We start from the raw sequence: 18,739 nt of genomic DNA on the forward strand, positions 1-18,739 counted from the left end.
AACTCCCTAGCTCGTGTAGCATCCGTGCCTATGAAGTTTCCAGGAAGATATACCAGCGGCTTGATTCTGCTGTTCACAAGCTGCAGCGTTTTTGCGCAAAGCGAGTTGGACGTGCGCATCAAGCCTTCAAACGACGCGTTGAAAGCCAACATCGAAGGCTACATCGGCGGGGTTGGCGATCGTGATGAAGAAGCCTTGCTGCGGTTCAGCCGTGGCGCCGAGGAGCAGGCGCGCAAGGCGGCCCAGGCCCTAGGCTTCTATCAACCGCAGATCGAGAGTGACGTGAAGGGCGGCAAGAACCCGCGCCTGATCCTCACCATCGACCCCGGCGAACCGGTGCATTTGCGTAACGTGACTATTCGGGTCGATGGCCAGGCCGCGAACCTCAAGGGGTTTCGCGTACCCGCCAGCGACGACCTCAAATCCGGCGCCGTGCTCAACCACGGCCACTATGAAGACGCCAAGCGTCTTATCCAGAACCAGGCCTCGCGCTACGGCTTTTTCAGCGGGCGCTTCACCAGCCAGAAGTTATCCGTCGACCCCCAGGCGGGCGTGGCTGACATCGAACTCATTTACGACAGCGGCCCGCGCTACACCATGGGCGCTGTCAGCTTTACCGGCGACACGCCGTTTGATGAAGACCTGCTGCAACGCATGGTGCCGTTCAAAAGTGGCACCCCTTATGACTCCGAACTGATCGCTGAACTCAACCAGAACCTGCAAGGTAGCGGCTTTTTCGAAGGCGTGCGCGTTGACGCCGCGCCTGCTGCTGCGACCAACGATGTGATCCCGGTGGCCGTGCAACTGGAAACCCGCAAGCCGCGCACCATGGGCCTTGGCCTGGGTTTCTCTACCGACGTCGGCCCACGCGGCAAAGCCAATTGGACGCGTCACTGGGTCAACCCCCAGGGCCACAGTTACGGCTGGGAGGCCGAATTGTCGGCGCCGCGCCAGAACGTCGGCCTGTGGTACGACATTCCCCTGGACCCACCGCTCACCGACAAGTTGCGTTTCGCCGGTGGCTACCAGAACGAAGAACTGGCGGGCACCGATACCTTGAGCAAATTGCTCACCGTCGGCCCCGAATGGCACAGCAAGCTGCCCAGTGGCTGGACCCGGGTGATCTCCCTCAAGTACCAGCGCGAAGAATATCGCCTGGGCAATGACTCGGGCCTCAGTAACCTGGTCATGCCCGGTGTCACCTATTCCTACTTGCGCAGCGACAACCGCATCGACCCGCACAATGGCTATCGTCTGATGTTCGACACCAAGGTCGCCAAGGAAGGGCTCGGCTCCGACACCAACCTGCTTTACGGCACGGCTACCATCAAGGGCTTGACCACCCTGTGGGACAACCATCGCTTCCTCGCCCGTGCCCAGTTCGGCGGCAGCGCCACCAATGGCTACAAGTCGGTGCCGCCGTCGCTGCGTTTCTTTGCCGGTGGTGACCAGAGCGTGCGCGGTTATGAGTACCAGACGCTGTCACCGGAGAACGATCGCGGTGATCGCATCGGCGGCCGCTACATGATGGCCCTGAGTGCCGAATACCAATATTCCATCGCCGATAAATGGCGGATCGCCACGTTTATCGACCAGGGCAACTCCTTCAACACCCTGGAAATGCCCAGCCTGAAAACCGGTGTGGGCGTGGGTATACGCTGGGTTTCGCCCGTCGGCCCGATTCGCCTTGACCTGGCCCATGCCCTCGAAGATCCGGGCGGCATTCGTTTGCACTTTTCCATGGGGCCTGAGCTGTGATGCGTGGTTTGAAAATAGCGGGGCTGGCCGTGTTGGCGGTCCTGGCGTTGGTGTTGTTGGCGCTGTGGAGCGTGCTCGGCACCCAAGCGGGCAGTCGCTGGGCTCTGGGCCAGGTGCCGGGTTTGAGCGTAGAGAATTTCCAGGGCCGCTTGGGCGGCCAATGGAGCGCTGACCATCTGGTGTGGCAGCAGGACGGCAGTCGCGTGGAACTCACAACGCCGACGTTCGATTGGTCGCCCGGGTGCTTGTTGCGCATGACCCTGTGCATCAACACGCTCGATGTTGAGCAGGTCAGCCTGCAATTCCCGCCCAGTACCGAAGAAAGCAGTGGGCCAATCCAGCTGCCTGAGTTGAAGCTGCCGGTTGCGATCCAGTTGGGCGACGTTCGCGTCGGTAGCCTGCTGTTTAATGGCAGCGAAGAACTCAAGGGCTTGCAACTGGCAGCGCACTGGACGGCGGCCGGCATGCAGATCGACTCGGTGCACCTGCAACGTGACGGCCTGGTGCTGGACCTCGCGGGCCTGCTGCAACCCACCGGCAACTGGCCGCTGAACGCCAGCGGTAACCTGAGCCTACCCTATGCGCCGGGCGGCGCACCCTGGACGGTGGCCCTCAAGGTCGAGGGCGACCTGCTCAAGACCCTCAAGCTCGACGCCGACAGCAGCGGCTACTTGCCGGCCAAGCTCACCGGTGAACTGCAACCCCTGGTGGAAAACCTGCCCGCCCAAGTGCACATCACCGCCGATGGCTTCAAGGCCAGCGCAGACTTGCCCGACACCTTGCAACTCAATGGGCTGGACCTCACCGCCAAAGGCGACCTGAACAGCGGCTACCAACTGCTCGGCAAAGCCGTGCTGCCCGCCGAAAAAGGCCCGGTGGATCTGCTGCTGCAAGGCAAGGTCGACGCCAAGGGCGCGCAGATCGCCGGCCTGGACCTGACGGCCGGTGACAAGCAAAGCCTCAAGCTCACGGCCCAGTTGGATTGGCAGCAAGGTTTCAGCGCCGATGCCAAGATCGACTGGTTGGACTTCCCCTGGCATCGCCTCTATCCGTTGATCGACGAACCGCAGGTTGCATTGCGCACCTTAAATGGTGAAATTTCCTATAAAGACGGCAACTACCTGGGCAACCTCAAGGCCGATCTCGACGGCCCAGCGGGCAAGTTCAATGTGGTGACACCGTTCAGCGGCGACCTCAAGCAAATCTTCCTGCCCGAACTGAAACTCACCGCGGGCCAAGGCAAGGCCGAAGGTCACCTCAATGTGCAGTTCGCCGATGGTATCGCCTGGGACACCGCGCTGGACCTGTCGGCCCTCAACCCGGCGTATTGGGTCGCGGAGCTGCCCGGCACCCTGGCCGGACCGTTGCGCAGCAAAGGCGAGTTCAAGAACGAGCAACTCAAGCTGAACGCCGACCTTGACCTCAAGGGTCGCCTGCGCGGGCAGACCGCGGTGCTGGCGGCCAAGGCCGAAGGCGCGGGTGAGCAATGGACCCTGGCCAACCTGGATATCCGCCTGGGCGACAACCGCATCAATGGCAGCGGCAGCCTGCAACAGCGCCTGGCCGGGCAGATCGACATCAAGCTGGCGCGCCTGGCCCAGTTGTGGCCGCAGTTGCGTGGGCAAATCAACGGCCGACTCGACGTGGCCGGCAGCCTGAAAGCCCCGCAAGGCAAGCTCGACCTCAAGGGCCAGCAACTGGCGTTTGCCGACAACCGTCTGCAAACCCTTACGCTCGACGCCACCCTCGACAACGCCCAGCGCGCCAAGCTCGACCTCAAGGGTAGCGGTATCCAGTCCGGCGACACCCAGGTCGGCACCCTGACGGCCAGCGCCCAAGGCGACATCAAGAGCCAGAAGGTCCAACTCGACCTGGCCGGCCCGCTGGCCAAGCTGGCCCTGGCGCTGGATGGCAACCTCGACAAAGGCAACTGGCGCGGTCGCCTCGCCAGTGGCGATGTACAGGCCGGTGGCCAGGACTGGAAGCTGCAAGCGCCGGCGAAGATCGAGCGCTTGGCCGACGGCAAGCTGACCTTCGCCGCGCATTGCTGGGTGTCCGGCCCGGCCAGCCTGTGCGGTGAAGACCAGCGCCTGATGCCGGAGCCCAAGCTGCGTTATCACCTCAAGCAGTTCCCCATCGACAGCCTCGCGGCGTTCTTGCCCAAGGACTTCGCCTGGCAGGGCAAGCTGAATGCCGACGTGCAGCTCGACTTGCCCAACAGCGGCCCCAAAGGTGTGGTGTCGGTAGACGCCAGCGGTGGCACCTTGCGAGTCAAGGACAAGGACCAGTGGCTGGATTTCCCGTATGACACGCTGAAGCTGGAAACCACCCTGAACCCCAAGCGCATCGACACCCAGTTGAATTTCCGCGGCGGCAAGCTCGGCGAGTTGCTGTTGCAGGCGCAGATCAACCCGTTGTCCAAGAACAAGCCGATCACCGGCACCTTCAACCTGACCGGCCTGGACCTGGCCGTGGCGCGGCCGTTTGTGCCAATGGTGGAAAAACTCAACGGCAAGCTCAACGGCAGCGGGCGTATCTCCGGTGGCCTGCTGGCGCCGCAGGTCAATGGCAACGTGAACCTGATCGGCGGCGAGATCTCCGGGCCGGAACTGCCGGTCAGCCTCGAAGGCTTGAACGTGCAGGCGCTGATCGCCGGCGAAAGCGTGCAACTCAACGGCGGGTGGCGCAGCGGCAAGGCCGGGCAGGGCAGCCTCAAGGGCACTATCGGTTGGGGCCAGGCCCTGGTGGTCGACTTGGCGCTGCAAGGCTCGCAGCTGCCGGTAACCGTCGAGCCTTACGCCGTACTGGAAGTGGCGCCGGACCTGAAGATCAGCCTCAAGGACGACAAGCTGGCCATCGCCGGCAAGGTGCAGATCCCGCGCGGCGACATCACCGTGCGTGAGTTGCCACCCTCGACGGTCAAGGTCTCGGATGACACGGTGATCGTCGGCAGCCAGACCGAAGAAGGCAAACCGCCGATGGCCATGGCGATGGATATCGACGTCGCAGTGGGCGAAGACAAGCTCAACTTTTCGGGCTTCGGCCTGACGGCCAAGGTGCAGGGCCACGTGCATATCGGCGACAACATGGACACCCGTGGCGAGCTGTGGCTCAACGACGGTCGCTATCGCGCCTACGGCCAGAAGCTCGACGTGCGACGTGCGCGCCTGCTGTTTGCCGGGCCGCTGGATCAGCCTTATTTGGACATCGAGGCGATCCGCAAGACCGATGACGTCGTTGCCGGTATCCGCCTCAGTGGCAGCGCCGAACAGCCCACCACGCAGATCTTCTCGGAACCGGCCATGAGCCAGGAACAGGCACTGTCCTACCTGGTGCTGGGGCGTCCGTTGAGTACCACCGGTGAGGACAACAACATGCTCGCCCAAGCCGCGTTGGGCCTGGGCCTGATGGGCAGCGCCGGGGTCACTTCGGATATCGCCAAGAACCTCGGCATCCAGGACTTCGAACTCGATACCCAAGGCAGCGGCACCACCACGGCGGTGGTCGCCAGTGGCAAGATCACCGAGAAACTCAGCCTGCGTTACGGGGTGGGGGTGTTCGAACCGGCCAACACCATCGCGCTGCGCTACTTGTTGAGCAAGAAGGTGTACCTGGAAGTGGCCAGTGGCGTGGCCAGTTCACTGGATATTTTCTACAAGCGCGATTTCTGATGTTGCAGCGTCACCGGCCAGTAGCTTGTCCAGGTACTGCGCCGGTGTGCTGCCCAGCAAACTGCGGAACATATAGATGAATGCGCTGGCACTGCGATAACCCAGGTTCAGCGCGATTTCATTGATGGGCACGCCTTGCGCCAGTCGGCAGATCGCTTCATCGACCCGCACCTGCAAACGCCACTGGTGGAAGGTCACGCCGGTTTCCTCTTTCATGCGCCGCGCCAGCGTGCGGGCACTGGCACCGATGCGCTCACCCCAGGCTTCCAGGGTGTCGTTGTTGTCCGGGCGCTGCAAAATGGCATCGCACACCCGGCGCAAGCGACGGTCCATGGGCATCGGCAGGTTGTGCGCCTGGGGCTTGGCGCGCGCCAGCAACTGCACGAGCAGGGCGGAGGCTAACGCCCGTGGCTGTTCATCGGCCATGGCGCCATCGAACAGCATCAGGATCAATTCGCGCATCAACGGTGTTACTGTCAGTACGCAGCAGTCTTCCCAGTGCCAGGGCACGGCGCTGGGGTCGAGGTACACCGAGCGCATGGAAATCTCACCGACCATGCGCACTTCATGGGTGATGCCCGGTGGAATCCACAAGGCGCGCATCGGTGCCAGTGTCCAGGCGCCGGTCTCGGTGGACACGCGCATCAACCCCTGGGGTGAATACATCAACTGGATCCGTTGATGGGAGTGGGGCTGTTGCCGCGCACCCGACGCGTACTCGAACGCACGCACCACCAGCGCAGGGTCATCGTCAGCAAATTCCTTGTAGCTGTTGGCCGCTTTTTGGGGGAGATGATCGTGGCCGGCAGAAAAGCGCCAATTCTGTCCTTTCATCGATATTTGTTGTCCTGAAGCCAAGTAAATGGACTGGCAAAATTAATGCAAATTAATCGCATTTACAACCTGTCAGGTCCCTTGAACGCCATGAGCAGAAGCCTCGTTGAACGCTTGTCCTACGCGCCGCTGTGCCAGTTCCGCTTCAACCGATTGATCCTCAAGCATGTTCTGCTCGCACCCCTGGCTCTGGGGGTGGCAACGGTGCATGCACAATCGGCGCCGATGATCCTGCCCCAGACCCAGATCGTGGCCGACCCGGTCCAGGACACGGCGAGCACCGAAGGCAGCGACAGCTATAAGCCGGCACTGGTAACCGTCGGCAAAGTGGCCGCGCAGCCCAAGGACATCCCGGCCTCGGTGACCACCATCACCCGCCAGCGCATGGACGACCAGCACATGACGTCCGTGGACGAGGCCCTGCGCAATACCCCGGGGATCACCGCCGTGACTTACGGCGACGGCACCAGTTATTTCCAGTCGCGGGGTTACCCGGCCGAGGTGCAGTTCGACGGACTGCCGGCCAACAATGGCCTGCAATACCTGCCGCAATTCGACCTGGCGCTGTACGACCGCGTCGAAGTGCTGCGCGGCCCCGCCGGCTTGCTGCAAGGGTTCGGCAATCCGGGTGGTACGGTCAACCTGGTGCGCAAGCGCCCGCAGGATGAGTTTGCCTTTACCGGCTCGGTGTCCGCCGGCTCCTGGGACCGTTACCGAACGGCCTGGGATGTCACCGGCCCGTTGAACGACAGCGGCACCGTCAAGGGCCGCTTCGGGTTCGCCGGCGAAGATGAAAACGCCTTCGTCGACAAGACCGGCTCGGACCAGGGCCTGCTCTACGGTTCCCTGGCCTTCGACCTGGACCCGGACACCCAACTGACGGTCGGCGCCTCCCACCAGAAAATCAGGCTCGACGGCTTTGACTATGGCCTCTCGACCTACGCCAACGGCAGCTTCGTCAATGCCAAGCGCTCGGGGTTCTACGGCACCGACTGGAGCCATGCCGACACCGACATGACCGAGCTTTACGCCGACCTGGTGCATCAGTTCGGCAACGGTTGGCAGAACCGCACGGCGATCAACTACCGCACCTCCGACGTCGCCTCCAAGTACGGCTATGTGGACGGCCCCGTCAACCTCGACAACACCGCCGATTACTGGCTGCAGCGCCAGCATGACCGTTACCGCTGGCTGGGTGTCGATTCCTACGTCAGTGGCCCGTTCGAACTGTTTGGCCGCACCCACGAGCTGATGGTCGGCATCAACTATGCCAGCACCCACCAGCGCAGCGTGTCCGGAGGCACCAGTGGCGGGGTGGTGGATGTGTTCAACATCAACCAGCCGAACGTGGATATTCCCTACACCTTCGGCACCACCTCGGACACCTCCCAGGTCGGTGTCTACGGCCAGGTCACCTTCAAGCCCACCGACGATCTTTCGCTGATCATCGGCGGGCGCCAGAACCACTACGAGAGTTCGCGCCAAACCCGGCTGCCCAGCGTGCAACCCACCGTGGACGACCCGACCCAGAATAAATTCACCCCGTATGCCGGCATCGTCCAGAACCTGGGGTATGGCCTGTCCGCCTACGCCAGCTATTCGGACATCTTCACCCCGTCCCAGGCCTTCCAGAGCACCTTCAACGGCAGCGTGCTCAAGCCGCGCACCGGCAAACAGGCCGAGGTCGGCCTCAAGGGGGACTGGCTGGACGGCCGCCTGGGGGCATCCGTGGCGGTGTTCCAGATCGACGACAAGAACCGTCCGATTGCCGACGACGCCCACCCGACGTACTGGGTCGCCCAGGGCCAGGCCCGCACCCGGGGTGTCGAGACCGAGCTGACCGGCAAGCTCCTGCCGAACTGGGATGTGCAGGCCGGCTACACCTACCTGCAAAGTGAACTGCGTGGTCAGGCTGCCGTCGCTGGCACGGCCCAGGACGCCGAGGAACCCAAGCACCTGCTCAAACTGTGGAACACCTATCGCTTCCAGGCCGAGCCACTGAACAACTGGCGTGTCGGCGGCGGGGTGCGCGCGCAAAGCCGTACCACGCGCAACAACACCAGCTACCAAGGTGGCTACGCGGTGATCGACGGCCTGATCGGCTATCAATTCAACCCGCACTACGACCTGGCGCTGAACGTCAACAACCTGCTCGACCGCACCTATTACGCCCGCGTGCCCTCCAGCTACTACGGCCTGTACGGTGACCCACGCAATGCCACTCTGACGCTGAACGTGAAATTCTGACCGCTTATGCCTTCACTCAAACCTGCTGCCGGGTTGCCCGGCACTCCGTTCGCCCTGTTGCTGTCACTGCTGCAGGGCGCCCGCGGGCTGTTGCTCCTGGCCACATTAGCCAGCCTGGTCGGTGGCCTTGGCGCCACCGCCATGGTCGCGCTGATCAACCAGGCCCTGGGCGCCGGGGATGACCAGCTCAGTCACCTCGGCCTGCAATTTGCCGGGGTGGTGGGCGGTGTGCTGCTGTTGCGTCTGCTCTCCCAGGCGCTGTTCATGTACTTGGGTCAACGCGCCAAGGCGCAGGTGCGCTTGCGTGCCATCGGGCACATGGCACAGGCGTCCTACGCGCATCTTGAGCGCTACGGGTCGGCCCGGCCCCTGGCGATCCTGACCGGTGACCTGGACACCCTGGTGGTGTTTTTCCTCAACCTGCCGACGCTGCTGACCCAAGGCACCGTGATCCTCGGCTGCCTGGTGTACCTGGGCTGGCTGTCGTGGCAGTTGCTGGTGTTCGCGCTGGTGGCGGTGGCCCTGGGGGCGCTGGGTTTCCTCTCTGTCAATGGTCGCGCCCTCGACCTGCTGCGGCGCTCGCGCCAGCGAGAGGACGACTTGATCCAGCAGTTCCGTGCCTTGTTCGACGGTGCCAAGGAACTCAAGCTGCACCGACGACGGCGACAAGTCTTTGTCGAGGAAACCCTCGCGCGCCCGATCGAATCGGTGCGTCGCCAGCGAACCCTCGGTTATGTGCTGTTTAGCGCCGCATCCAGCTGGGGCAGCCTGGTGCTGTTCGGGTTTATCGGGCTGACCCTGTTCGTACTGGCCCGGGTGTTTGCCGTCGACGGGCATGTGGTTTCCGGCTACGCGATCACCTTCCTTTACATCATCCTGCCCATTGAAAGCCTGCTGGGAGCGATCCCGGTGATCGGCTCGGCGCGTGTCGCGCTGGAACGCATCGCCCGGCTCGACAGCGACCTGCCGCTGGAACCGATCGGCACGGCCGAGCCTGATCAGGGGTTTGAGCGCATTGAATTGCGGGGCATGACCCACCAGTACTTTCGTGAAAAGGAAAACAGCCTGTTCCAGCTCGGTCCGGTTGACCTGGTGTTCACCCCCGACGAAATCACCTACCTGATCGGCGGCAACGGCAGTGGCAAGACCACCCTGGCCAAATTGCTGGTGGGGTTGTACGAAAGCGAGGCGGGTACGCTGCTGCTGGATGGTTCGCCCGTCGATGCCAGGGGCCGCGATGCCTACCGCCAGTGCTTCTCCACGGTGTTCAGTGATTTCTACCTGTTCGACAGCCTGCTCGGCGTGCTGGCGCCGCACCTTGAATCGCAGGCGCGCCTGCTCTTGCGCGAGCTGCAACTGGAGCACAAGGTCAGCATCGAAGATGGTGGCTTCACCACCCTCGACCTGTCCCAGGGCCAGCGCAAGCGCCTGGCGTTGTTGGTGGCCTTGCTGGAAGACCGGCCCTTCTACGTGTTCGACGAGTGGGCGGCCGACCAGGATCCGGAATTCAAGGAAGTGTTTTATAAACGCCTGCTACCCGACCTCAAGGCGCGCGGCAAGGCGGTGCTGGTGATCACCCACGATGACCGCTATTTCAACTTGGCCGACCGCCATATCAAGCTGGACATGGGCAAGATCGTTGCGCACAGCCACAGGAGCGACTCGATTGATGAGCCGGTTTGAACCGCCGCTGGCCCAGGCCGAGGTCCTGTTTCGCCTGGAGGGTGTCAGCGTGCGCATGGGCGCGCGAACCTTGCTGCACCCCCTCGATTTGCAACTGCACAGCGGGCGAGTGTACGGCCTGGTCGGGCACAACGGCTCGGGCAAGTCGACCTTGCTCAAGCTGCTGGCGCGCCAGTCGATCCCCACGGCGGGTAGGCTGACGCTGGCTGGCCAGCCATTGCCGCAGTGGTCTTCACGGGCCTTTGCACGGCAGATCGCCTACCTGGCGCAACAACCGCCAGAGGTCGACGGCATGCGGGTGCGTGAGCTGGTGGCGTTGGGACGTCACCCCTGGCACGGCGCGCTCGGTCGCTTCAGTGCCCAGGATCGTCAGTGGGTGGAGGAGGCGATGTGCGCCACGGAGGTCGCGCAGTACGCCGAGCGTACCGTGGACAGCCTGTCGGGTGGCGAGCGCCAGCGTGCCTGGATCGCCATGCTGGTGGCGCAGAACTGCCGCTGCATGCTGCTCGACGAACCCACTTCGGCGCTGGACATCGGCCACCAGGTCGCCGTGCTGCAACAGGTGCGCAACCTGTGCACCCAGCGTGGCATGGGCGCGGTGATCATCCTGCACGACATCAACATGGCGGCGCGCTTCTGCGATGAAGTCATTGCCCTGGGCGAGGGTCGGTTGCTGATGCAGGTGCCGGCCGCCGAAGTGTTGCAGGATGATCATTTGCAACGGATCTATGGCACGCCGATGGGGGTGTTGCGCGACCCCGTGAGTGGCCGCCTGGTCAGTTTCCCACGATGAACCGTCGTCAACTGCTGCAAGCCTTGGTGTGCGCCGCACCTGCTGTTTGGCTGGCCCGCGCGTCGGCGGCCGACGAGCCGAGGCGAATCGTCTCGCTCAGCTGGGAGCTGACCGAAACCCTGTTGGCCCTGGGCCACACGCCCATCGCCATGGCGCTGCCCGACTGGTACCGGCGCACGATTGTCGAACCGCCGCTGGCCCAAGGGGTGGTCAATGTCGGCCTGCTGTACCAGCCCAACTTCGATGTGCTGCGCGACCTGAAGCCAGACCTGTTGATCCTCACGCCCGGGCATTCCAACTTGAAGCCGGCCCTGGAACGCCTGTGCCCGACGCTGACCCTGGGCGGTTATATGGACAGCCCGCGACCCTACCCGGCATTGCTCGACGACACCCGCACCCTGGCCCGTGCGTTGAGTGAGTCGGCCCGCGCCGAAGCATTGATCGACGAGGCCCGGCGCTGTTTCGCTGTACCCCTCGCGCCACGGCTGACGGCGCTGCCGACGATTGTGGCTGACGCGGTCGATGGGCATTTCTTGCGGGTGTACGGCCAGGGCAGCCTGTTCGATGCGGTGATGCAGTCGCTCGGCGTCAGCAATGGTGCGCAGGCTGCCGGTTGGTCGAGCAACCGTGCGGGCAATGCCCTGGTGCCGCTGCAACGCCTGGCCTCGGCGCCGCTGGCCAACCTGCTGCTGGTGGGGCCGGTGACCGCCGATGTACGAGCAGCCTTGCAGGCCAGCCCGGTCTGGCAGGCGTTGCCCTGTGTGCGCCAGCACCGGGTGGCGGAACTGCCGGTGATCGCGCCCTACGGCGGGCTGGTGTCGTTGCAACGCTTTGCCGGTGCACTGCGTGCGGCATTGGCTCAGATCGAGAACCCGGAGGCCGCCCATGGTTAACGCTTTGCGCCAGGCGTTCCCGCGTGGATGCCTGGGGCTGCTGTTGGTCTTGCTTTCGGTGGCGAGCGCGTTGGCCTTGATTCAGGTGCAGGACCTGCTGGGCAGCGGTGGCGGGTGGCAGGCCTGGTTTGCCCCGGACCCTGACGTGCTGCCCCAGGTGCTGCTGCATGCCTCACTGCTGCCCCGGGTGGCGATGGCGCTGTTGTGCGGGGCCGCGCTGGGGTTGGCGGGTGCGCTGGTGCAACAGGTGTTGCGCAACCCGTTGGCAGAGCCCATGACGCTGGGGATTTTTCCGGGGGCCTACCTGGCGCTGTCGCTGTCTGCGTTGTATTGGCCGGGCGAGGTGGCCCTGAGTCGCGAGGCTGTCGCCTTGGCCGGTGGCGGCGCGGCCGTGCTGGTGGTGTTGCTGTTGGCATGGCCGCAGCGGTTGTCGCCCGTGGCGGTGATTCTGTCGGGCATGGTGGTCAACCTCTATTGCGGCGCGATCAGCCTGGCGATTGCCCTGGGCAATTTCGATTTACTGCGCGGTTTGCAGATCTGGGGCGGAGGTGCGCTGGAGCAGTCCGGCTGGACGCCCAGTGCCCATCTCGCCCTGGGCCTGGTGGGGTGTAGCGTCGTCGTGTGGTTCAGCCGGCGCCCCTTGGCCCTGCTCGACAGCGGCGAAAGCACGGCCCGCAGCCTGGGCGCGAAGGTCGGCACGACACGCCTGCTGGCGGTGTTGCTGGCTGTGGTGCTGACGGCCCTGGTGGTGGCCCAAGTGGGGGTGATCGGCTTTGTCGGGTTGGCGGCGCCGGCGCTGGCACGGCAGTTGGGCGCGCGCACGCTGTACCAGCGCCTGGTGTGGGCGGCGTGCATTGGCGCAGGCCTGTTGTGGGCCACTGACCAGATTGTGTTGCAGGTGTCGAGTGCCGGCCCGTTTGCGGCCCACTTGATTCCTACGGGCACGGTCACGTCGTTGTTGGGCGTGCCGTTGCTGGTGTTCCTGCTGCCGCGCTTGCGTCAGGGGCCGTCGAGTGGCTGGCGCTTGAACACGCACGGCGAGGCGCGATTTGCCCTCGGACGCACGCTGGGGTTGCTGCTGCTCAGCCTGTTCCTGTCGTTGGCAGTGTCGCGCAGCCTGCACGGCTGGCAGGTCGCCAGCCTGTCACAGCTCAGCGCGCTGTTGTTCTGGCAGGTGCCTCACACCGTCGCTGCCGCGGCGGCGGGAGGTTTACTGGCATTGGCCGGGACCTTGCTGCAACGGCTCACCGCCAACCCGATGGCCAGCCCGGACTTGCTGGGGGTGAGTTCCGGTGGTGCGCTGGGGGTGATTGCAGTGGTGTTGCTGGTGGCACAGCCTTCGGCTGCGGTGCTGTTCGTTGCCTGCCTGGCCGGTGCACTGACGGCGCTGGGCGCGTTGCTCTGGTTTGGCAGGGGAGCGTTCACCGCGCAGCGCCTGTTGTTGGTGGGGGTGTCGGTGAGTGCCTGGGCCCAGGCGATGGTCAGCGCCAGCCTGGCCAGTGGTGACCCGCGCGCCGGGTTGATGCTGCAGATGATGATGGGCTCGCTGTATTACCTGCCGGCGTCGATGGCCTGGGCCAGTGCGGCGGTGTTTGTCATCGGCCTGTGTCTGGTGCCGCTGTTCAGCCGCTGGCTGCTGGCGTTTTCGTTGGGGGAGGGCACGGCGGCCAGTGTCGGCGTGCCGGTCAGCCGAGCACGCTTGTTGATCCTGTTGTTCGCCGGCGTCTTGACCACCACTGCGACCCTGCTAGTGGGCCCGCTGTCGTTCGTTGGCTTGCTGGCACCTCCCATTGCCCGCCTGGCCGGCGCCCGTCGCCCGATGCAGCAACTGTGGCTGTCGGCGTTGTTCGGCGCCACGTTGATGGTGCTGGCCGAATGGCTGGGCCGGCAGTTGGTGTTCCCCGAGCAAATGCCTGCTGGGCTGGTCGCCACTTTGGTGGGCGGGCCCTGGCTGGTGCTGTTGATGGTGCGTCGCGGCGCACGCTGATTGCGCCGTGAGCCACCGCTTATCGGTCAATTAGCAAGCAAGCTAATTATTCCATTTGACATTCGCTGCCTAAGCAGTAACATCTGGTCATACATTCACTGCCTAGGCAGTAATAAGGTGACTTCCCAATGAAACACTTCACCCCCGACAACTTCCACAACTGCCACCTCGGCTTGTTGCTCGGCCGCGCCGCACTGCTCAAAGACCGCATCATCGACACCCACATGGAGCCGTACGGCATCACTGCCGCGCAGTTCAAGGTGTTGGTGATCATGGCGCTCTATGGCATCGACACCCCGGCCGAGCTGTGCCGCCACCTGTCGCTGGACAGTGGCTCGATGACCCGCATGCTCGATCGCCTGGAGCAAAAGGGCCTGCTCGAACGCCAGCGCAGCGCCCAGGATCGTCGCCAGGTTCAGCTGGTGTTGACGGCCGAAGGCCAGAAATTGGCGGACACCTTGCCCCATGTCGGCACCGACGCCCTGAACCAGTTGGCGGGCTCCCTGGAGCCCGGCGAGCTGGAAGCGCTGGAGCGGATTCTCAAGAAAATTCTGATAGCCGCAGGTGACTCCATCACCCTGCTGCGGGTAGGTAAAGAATGAAAACGCGTGCACTGAGCCTGGTGCTGGTGGCGATGAGCATGGCCGGTTGTGCCAACTTCAGCGGCCTCGACACCCAGGGCCAACGCCTCGACGCCAACACCCTGCAAACCGGTAAATCCCTGAGCGGCGCGACCCTGTCGCCCGCCGCCTGGCCCACTGCCGACTGGTGGAAAAGCCTCGGCGACCCACAACTCGACGGCCTGATCCAGGAAGCCCTGCAAAACAGCCCCGACATGCAAGTGGCCAGCGCCCGTGCCCACCAGGCCGAAGCCGCCGCCTTTGCTGCCGACGCCGCGCGCATGCCGACCCTGGACGCCAGCGCCGGCGTCAGCCGTTCGCGCCTGGCCAAGGACCAAGACCCGCGCGGTGAAGGCGATGCCTACGCTACCGTGCGTAACATCGGCGCCAGCTTCAATTACAACTTCGACCTGTGGGGTGGCCAACGCGCCGCCTGGGAAGCTGCGTTGGGGCAGGCGCGTGCCGCCGAAGTCGACCAACAGGCCGCACGCCTGACCCTGGCTGCCAACGTGGCCAAGGCCTACAGCGACCTGGGGCAGGCGCACATCGTGCGTGACCTGGCCAACGACGACCTCAAGCGCACCCGCCAGATGCTCGACCTGGGCAAGCGTCGCCTGAATTCAGGCATCGACAGCCAGTACCAGTACCAGCAGACCGAAAGCCTGGAAGCCAGCTCCGAGTCGCAACTGATCGACGCGGAAAAACAACTGCAGAGCGCCAAGATCGCCCTGGCGGTGCTGCTGGGCAAAGGCCCGGACCGGGGCGGCGAGTTGACCCGCCCCAACGTGCTCAAGCCCAGCGCCGTCGCCGTGCCTTCGGTGTTGCCGGCCGAACTGCTGGGCCGCCGTCCCGACCTGATCGCCGCTCGTTGGCGCGTAGAGGCCGCGAGCAAGAACGTGGCCGCGAGCAAGACCCGCTTCTACCCCAACCTCAACCTGAGCGCGAGCGCCGGGGCCGAGTCGTTGCTGGGGGATGCGATGTTCGGTTCGGCCAGCCGCTTCTTCAGCATTGCGCCGACTATCTCGCTGCCGATCTTCGACGGCGGTCGCCTGCGCGCCGACCTCGATGCCCGCGACGCCGATTACGACCTGGCGGTGGCGCAGTACAACAAAACCCTGGTGCAGGCCCTGGGCGATATCGGTAACAGCCTGGTGCAATTACGCGAAACCGGCCGGCAGATCCAGGCCCAGCAACATGCCGCGGACATTGCCCAGCAGTCCTACGACACCGGCGTGCAGCGCTACAGCTCGGGCATCGGTAACTACCTGGATGTGCTCAGCATCGAGCAGCAATTGCTGCAGGCCCAGCGTCAGCTGGCGACCCTGAACGCTGCGCAGATCGATCTGTCGATTCAATTGATGCAGGCCCTGGGTGGCGGATACAACGCCGCAAACGTGGCAGCAGCCACCCCAGCAACGCGTACGGAATAATCTGAGGTATTAGTCATGGCCACTGCCGACAGCAACGCCGCAACAGAAAAAGACACCAACCCACGCAAGCGCAAAGTGATGCTGATCGGCCTGGCGCTGATCGTCATCCTCGGTGTCGTGGGCGTTTGGGGCTGGTATGAACTCTACGGCCGCTTCAATGAAAGCACCGATGACGCGTATGTGAACGGCAACGTGGTGGAGATCACCCCGCTTGTCACCGGCACCGTGGTCAGCATCGGCGCCGACGATGGCGACCTGGTGCACGAAGGCCAGGTGCTGATCAACTTCGACCCCAACGACGCTGCCGTCGCCCTGCAAAGTGCCCAAGCCAACCTGGCCCGCACCGTGCGCCAAGTGCGCGGCTTGTACAGCAATGTCGACGGCATGAAGGCCCAGGTACTGGCGCAACAAGCCAACGTGCAAAAGGCTCAGGACAACTACAACCGTCGTAAGAACCTTGCTGCCGGCGGCGCGATTTCCCAGGAAGAACTGTCCCACGCCCGCGACGACCTGACCTCGGCGCAAAACGCCCTGGCCAACGTGCAGCAACAGTTCAAGACCAGCAGCGCGCTGGTGGATGACACCGTGATCTCGTCCCACCCGGACGTACAAGCCGCCGCTGCCCAGTTGCGCCAGGCCTACCTGACCAATGCGCGCAGCACCTTGATCGCGCCGGTGACCGGCTATGTGGCCAAACGCACCGTGCAACTGGGCCAACGCGTACAGCCAGGCACTGCCTTGATGGCCGTGATCCCGCTGGACCAGCTGTGGATCGACGCCAACTTCAAGGAAACCCAGCTGCGCAACATGCGCATTGGCCAGCCAGTGGATATCGAGTCGGACATCTACGGCAGCGACGTGAAGTTCAGCGGCACCGTCGACAGCCTCGGCGCCGGCACCGGCAGCGCGTTTGCCCTGCTGCCTGCGCAGAACGCCACCGGTAACTGGATCAAGATCGTGCAACGGGTGCCGGTGCGCATCCACATCAACGCCGACGAACTGGCCAAGCACCCGCTGCGCGTAGGCTTGTCGACAGTGGTCAACGTTGACCTGCACGACCAGAGCGGCCCGGTACTGGCGCAACAAGCGCCGCAAAAAGCCTCGTTCACCACCAACGTGTACGACCGCCAACTGGCCGAAGCCGACGCCATGATCACCCAGCTGATCCATGACAACAGCCTCGCTGCTCCCAAGGCTGTGCAACGCTAATGAGCAATAACGCCTCCTTCACGCCACCCAGCCTGTTGATGGCCACTATTGGCCTGTCGCTGGCGACCTTTATGCAGGTGCTCGACACCACCATCGCCAACGTGGCGTTGCCGACCATTTCCGGCAACCTGGGCGTGAGTTCGGAGCAGGGCACCTGGGTGATCACCTCGTTTGCGGTGAGCAACGCCATTGCCTTGCCGCTCACCGGTTGGCTGAGCCGCCGCTTCGGCGAGGTGAAGCTGTTCCTGTGGGCGACCATCCTGTTTGTGCTGGCCTCATTTCTTTGCGGCATTTCCACCTCCATGCCCGAGCTGATCGCCTTCCGGGTGCTGCAAGGCTTGGTGGCGGGGCCGCTGTACCCGATGACCCAGACGCTGCTGATTGCGGTCTACCCCCCGGCCAGGCGCGGCATGGCCCTGGCGTTATTGGCGATGGTCACGGTGGTAGCGCCGATTGCCGGGCCGATCCTCGGCGGCTGGATCACCGACAGCTACAGCTGGCCGTGGATCTTCTTTATCAACGTGCCCATCGGCATCTTTGCGGTGATGGTGGTGCGTTCGCAGCTGAAGAAACGCCCAGTGGAAACCAGCTACCAGCCGATGGACTATGTGGGCCTGCTCAGCTTGATCGTCGGGGTGGGTGCGTTGCAGATCATCCTCGACAAGGGCAATGACCTGGACTGGTTCGAGTCCAACTTCATCATCATTGGCGCGGCGATTTCGGTGATTGCCCTGGCGGTGTTCGTGATCTGGGAACTCACCGACAAGCACCCGGTGGTCAACCTGCGCTTGTTCGCCTACCGTAACTTCCGTATCGGCACCATTGTGTTGATCCTGGGCTATGCGGGCTTCTTCGGCATCAACCTGATCCTGCCGCAATGGTTGCAAACCCAGATGGGCTACACCGCCACCTGGGCGGGCCTGGCGGTGGCGCCGATCGGTATCTTGCCGGTGTTGATGTCGCCGTTCGTGGGCAAGTACGCGCACAAGTTCGACCTGCGCCTGCTGGCGGGCCTGGCGTTCCTGGCGATTGGCTTGAGCTGCTTCATGCGGGCGGGCTTCACCAATGAGGTGGACTTCCAGCACATCGCCCTGGTGCAGCTGTTCATGGGCATTGGCGTGGCGCTGTTCTTCATGCCGACCCTGAGCATCCTGATGTCCGACTTGCCGCCACACCAGATCGCCGACGGCGCCGGCCTGGCGACGTTCCTGCGGACCCTGGGCGGCAGCTTTGCGGCATCGCTGACCACCTGGATCTGGATTCGCCGGGCGGACCAGCACCATGCGTACATGAGCGAAAACATGACCACCTACGACTCGGCGACCCGCGATGCGTTGCAGGCGCTGGGCGGGGCAGGGCACAAGGCGTATGCGCAGCTGGACCAGATCCTCACCAGCCAGGCGTACATGATGTCCACCGTGGATTACTTCACGTTGCTGGGGTGGATGTTCATGGGGTTGATGTTGCTGGTGTGGCTGGCCAAGCCGCCGTTTGGTGCGAAGGCTGGGCCAGAGGCTTCGGGCCACTGATCCTGGCCGCCCTATGCACAACCTGTAGGAGCCGGGGGGGGGGGGGGGGGGGGGGGGGGGGGGGGGGGGGGGGGGGGGGGGAGAA

12 protein-coding genes are annotated in these 18,739 nt (G+C 64.0%); 11 read left to right on the forward strand and 1 reads right to left on the reverse strand.

Annotated features, from left to right (window positions below; genetic code table 11):
- Positions 1–30 precede the first annotated feature (30 nt).
- Complete coding sequence (locus tag AC07OV_RS17710) at positions 31–1,758, forward strand: autotransporter assembly complex protein TamA (RefSeq protein ID WP_176998856.1); 1,728 nt, start codon at positions 31–33, stop codon at positions 1,756–1,758.
- On the forward strand, positions 1,758–5,429 hold the full coding sequence (locus tag AC07OV_RS17715) for a translocation/assembly module TamB domain-containing protein (protein WP_495092669.1): 3,672 nt from the start codon (positions 1,758–1,760) through the stop codon (positions 5,427–5,429). Before AC07OV_RS17710 ends, AC07OV_RS17715 begins: the two co-directional genes overlap by 1 nt.
- On the opposite strand, the gene AC07OV_RS17720 is transcribed toward AC07OV_RS17715, so the two are convergent.
- On the reverse strand, positions 5,397–6,263 hold the full coding sequence (locus AC07OV_RS17720) for an AraC family transcriptional regulator (protein ID WP_495092670.1): 867 nt from the start codon (positions 6,261–6,263) through the stop codon (positions 5,397–5,399). The genes AC07OV_RS17715 and AC07OV_RS17720 overlap by 33 nt on opposite strands.
- A gap of 90 nt (positions 6,264–6,353) precedes the next feature.
- Between AC07OV_RS17720 and AC07OV_RS17725 the strand changes: the two genes are divergently transcribed.
- The 9 genes from AC07OV_RS17725 (at position 6,354) to AC07OV_RS17765 (ending at position 18,654) form a co-directional block, all read left to right on the forward strand.
- Positions 6,354–8,510 carry a TonB-dependent siderophore receptor gene (locus tag AC07OV_RS17725; RefSeq protein WP_495092671.1) on the forward strand — a complete coding sequence of 719 codons (2,157 nt, stop codon included), beginning with the start codon at positions 6,354–6,356 and terminating at the stop codon, positions 8,508–8,510.
- 6 nt (positions 8,511–8,516) lie between these two features.
- Positions 8,517–10,193 carry a cyclic peptide export ABC transporter gene (locus AC07OV_RS17730; protein ID WP_495092672.1) on the forward strand — a complete coding sequence of 559 codons (1,677 nt, stop codon included), beginning with the start codon at positions 8,517–8,519 and terminating at the stop codon, positions 10,191–10,193.
- Between the two features lie 25 nt (positions 10,194–10,218).
- A complete protein-coding gene (locus tag AC07OV_RS17735) occupies positions 10,219–10,986 on the forward strand; it encodes an ATP-binding cassette domain-containing protein (protein ID WP_495092700.1) in 768 nt (255 codons plus the stop codon).
- A complete protein-coding gene (locus AC07OV_RS17740) occupies positions 10,983–11,879 on the forward strand; it encodes an ABC transporter substrate-binding protein (protein WP_495092673.1) in 897 nt (298 codons plus the stop codon). Before AC07OV_RS17735 ends, AC07OV_RS17740 begins: the two co-directional genes overlap by 4 nt.
- Positions 11,872–13,866 (forward strand): Fe(3+)-hydroxamate ABC transporter permease FhuB, encoded by a 1,995-nt coding sequence (fhuB, locus tag AC07OV_RS17745; RefSeq protein WP_495092674.1) that lies wholly within the window; start codon positions 11,872–11,874, stop codon positions 13,864–13,866. The genes AC07OV_RS17740 and fhuB overlap by 8 nt, the downstream gene beginning before the upstream one ends.
- 128 nt (positions 13,867–13,994) lie before the next feature.
- Positions 13,995–14,468: a MarR family winged helix-turn-helix transcriptional regulator gene (locus AC07OV_RS17750; RefSeq protein ID WP_176998847.1), complete on the forward strand. Its 474-nt coding sequence runs from the start codon at positions 13,995–13,997 to the stop codon at positions 14,466–14,468.
- Positions 14,465–15,916: an efflux transporter outer membrane subunit gene (locus AC07OV_RS17755; protein WP_495092675.1), complete on the forward strand. Its 1,452-nt coding sequence runs from the start codon at positions 14,465–14,467 to the stop codon at positions 15,914–15,916. Before AC07OV_RS17750 ends, AC07OV_RS17755 begins: the two co-directional genes overlap by 4 nt.
- A 15-nt stretch (positions 15,917–15,931) precedes the next feature.
- Complete coding sequence (locus tag AC07OV_RS17760) at positions 15,932–17,125, forward strand: HlyD family secretion protein (RefSeq protein WP_494996444.1); 1,194 nt, start codon at positions 15,932–15,934, stop codon at positions 17,123–17,125.
- Positions 17,125–18,654: a DHA2 family efflux MFS transporter permease subunit gene (locus AC07OV_RS17765; RefSeq protein ID WP_494996445.1), complete on the forward strand. Its 1,530-nt coding sequence runs from the start codon at positions 17,125–17,127 to the stop codon at positions 18,652–18,654. The genes AC07OV_RS17760 and AC07OV_RS17765 overlap by 1 nt, the downstream gene beginning before the upstream one ends.
- Positions 18,655–18,739 lie beyond the last annotated feature (85 nt).

The organism is Pseudomonas sp. GW821-FHT09A09, assembly GCF_059418405.1.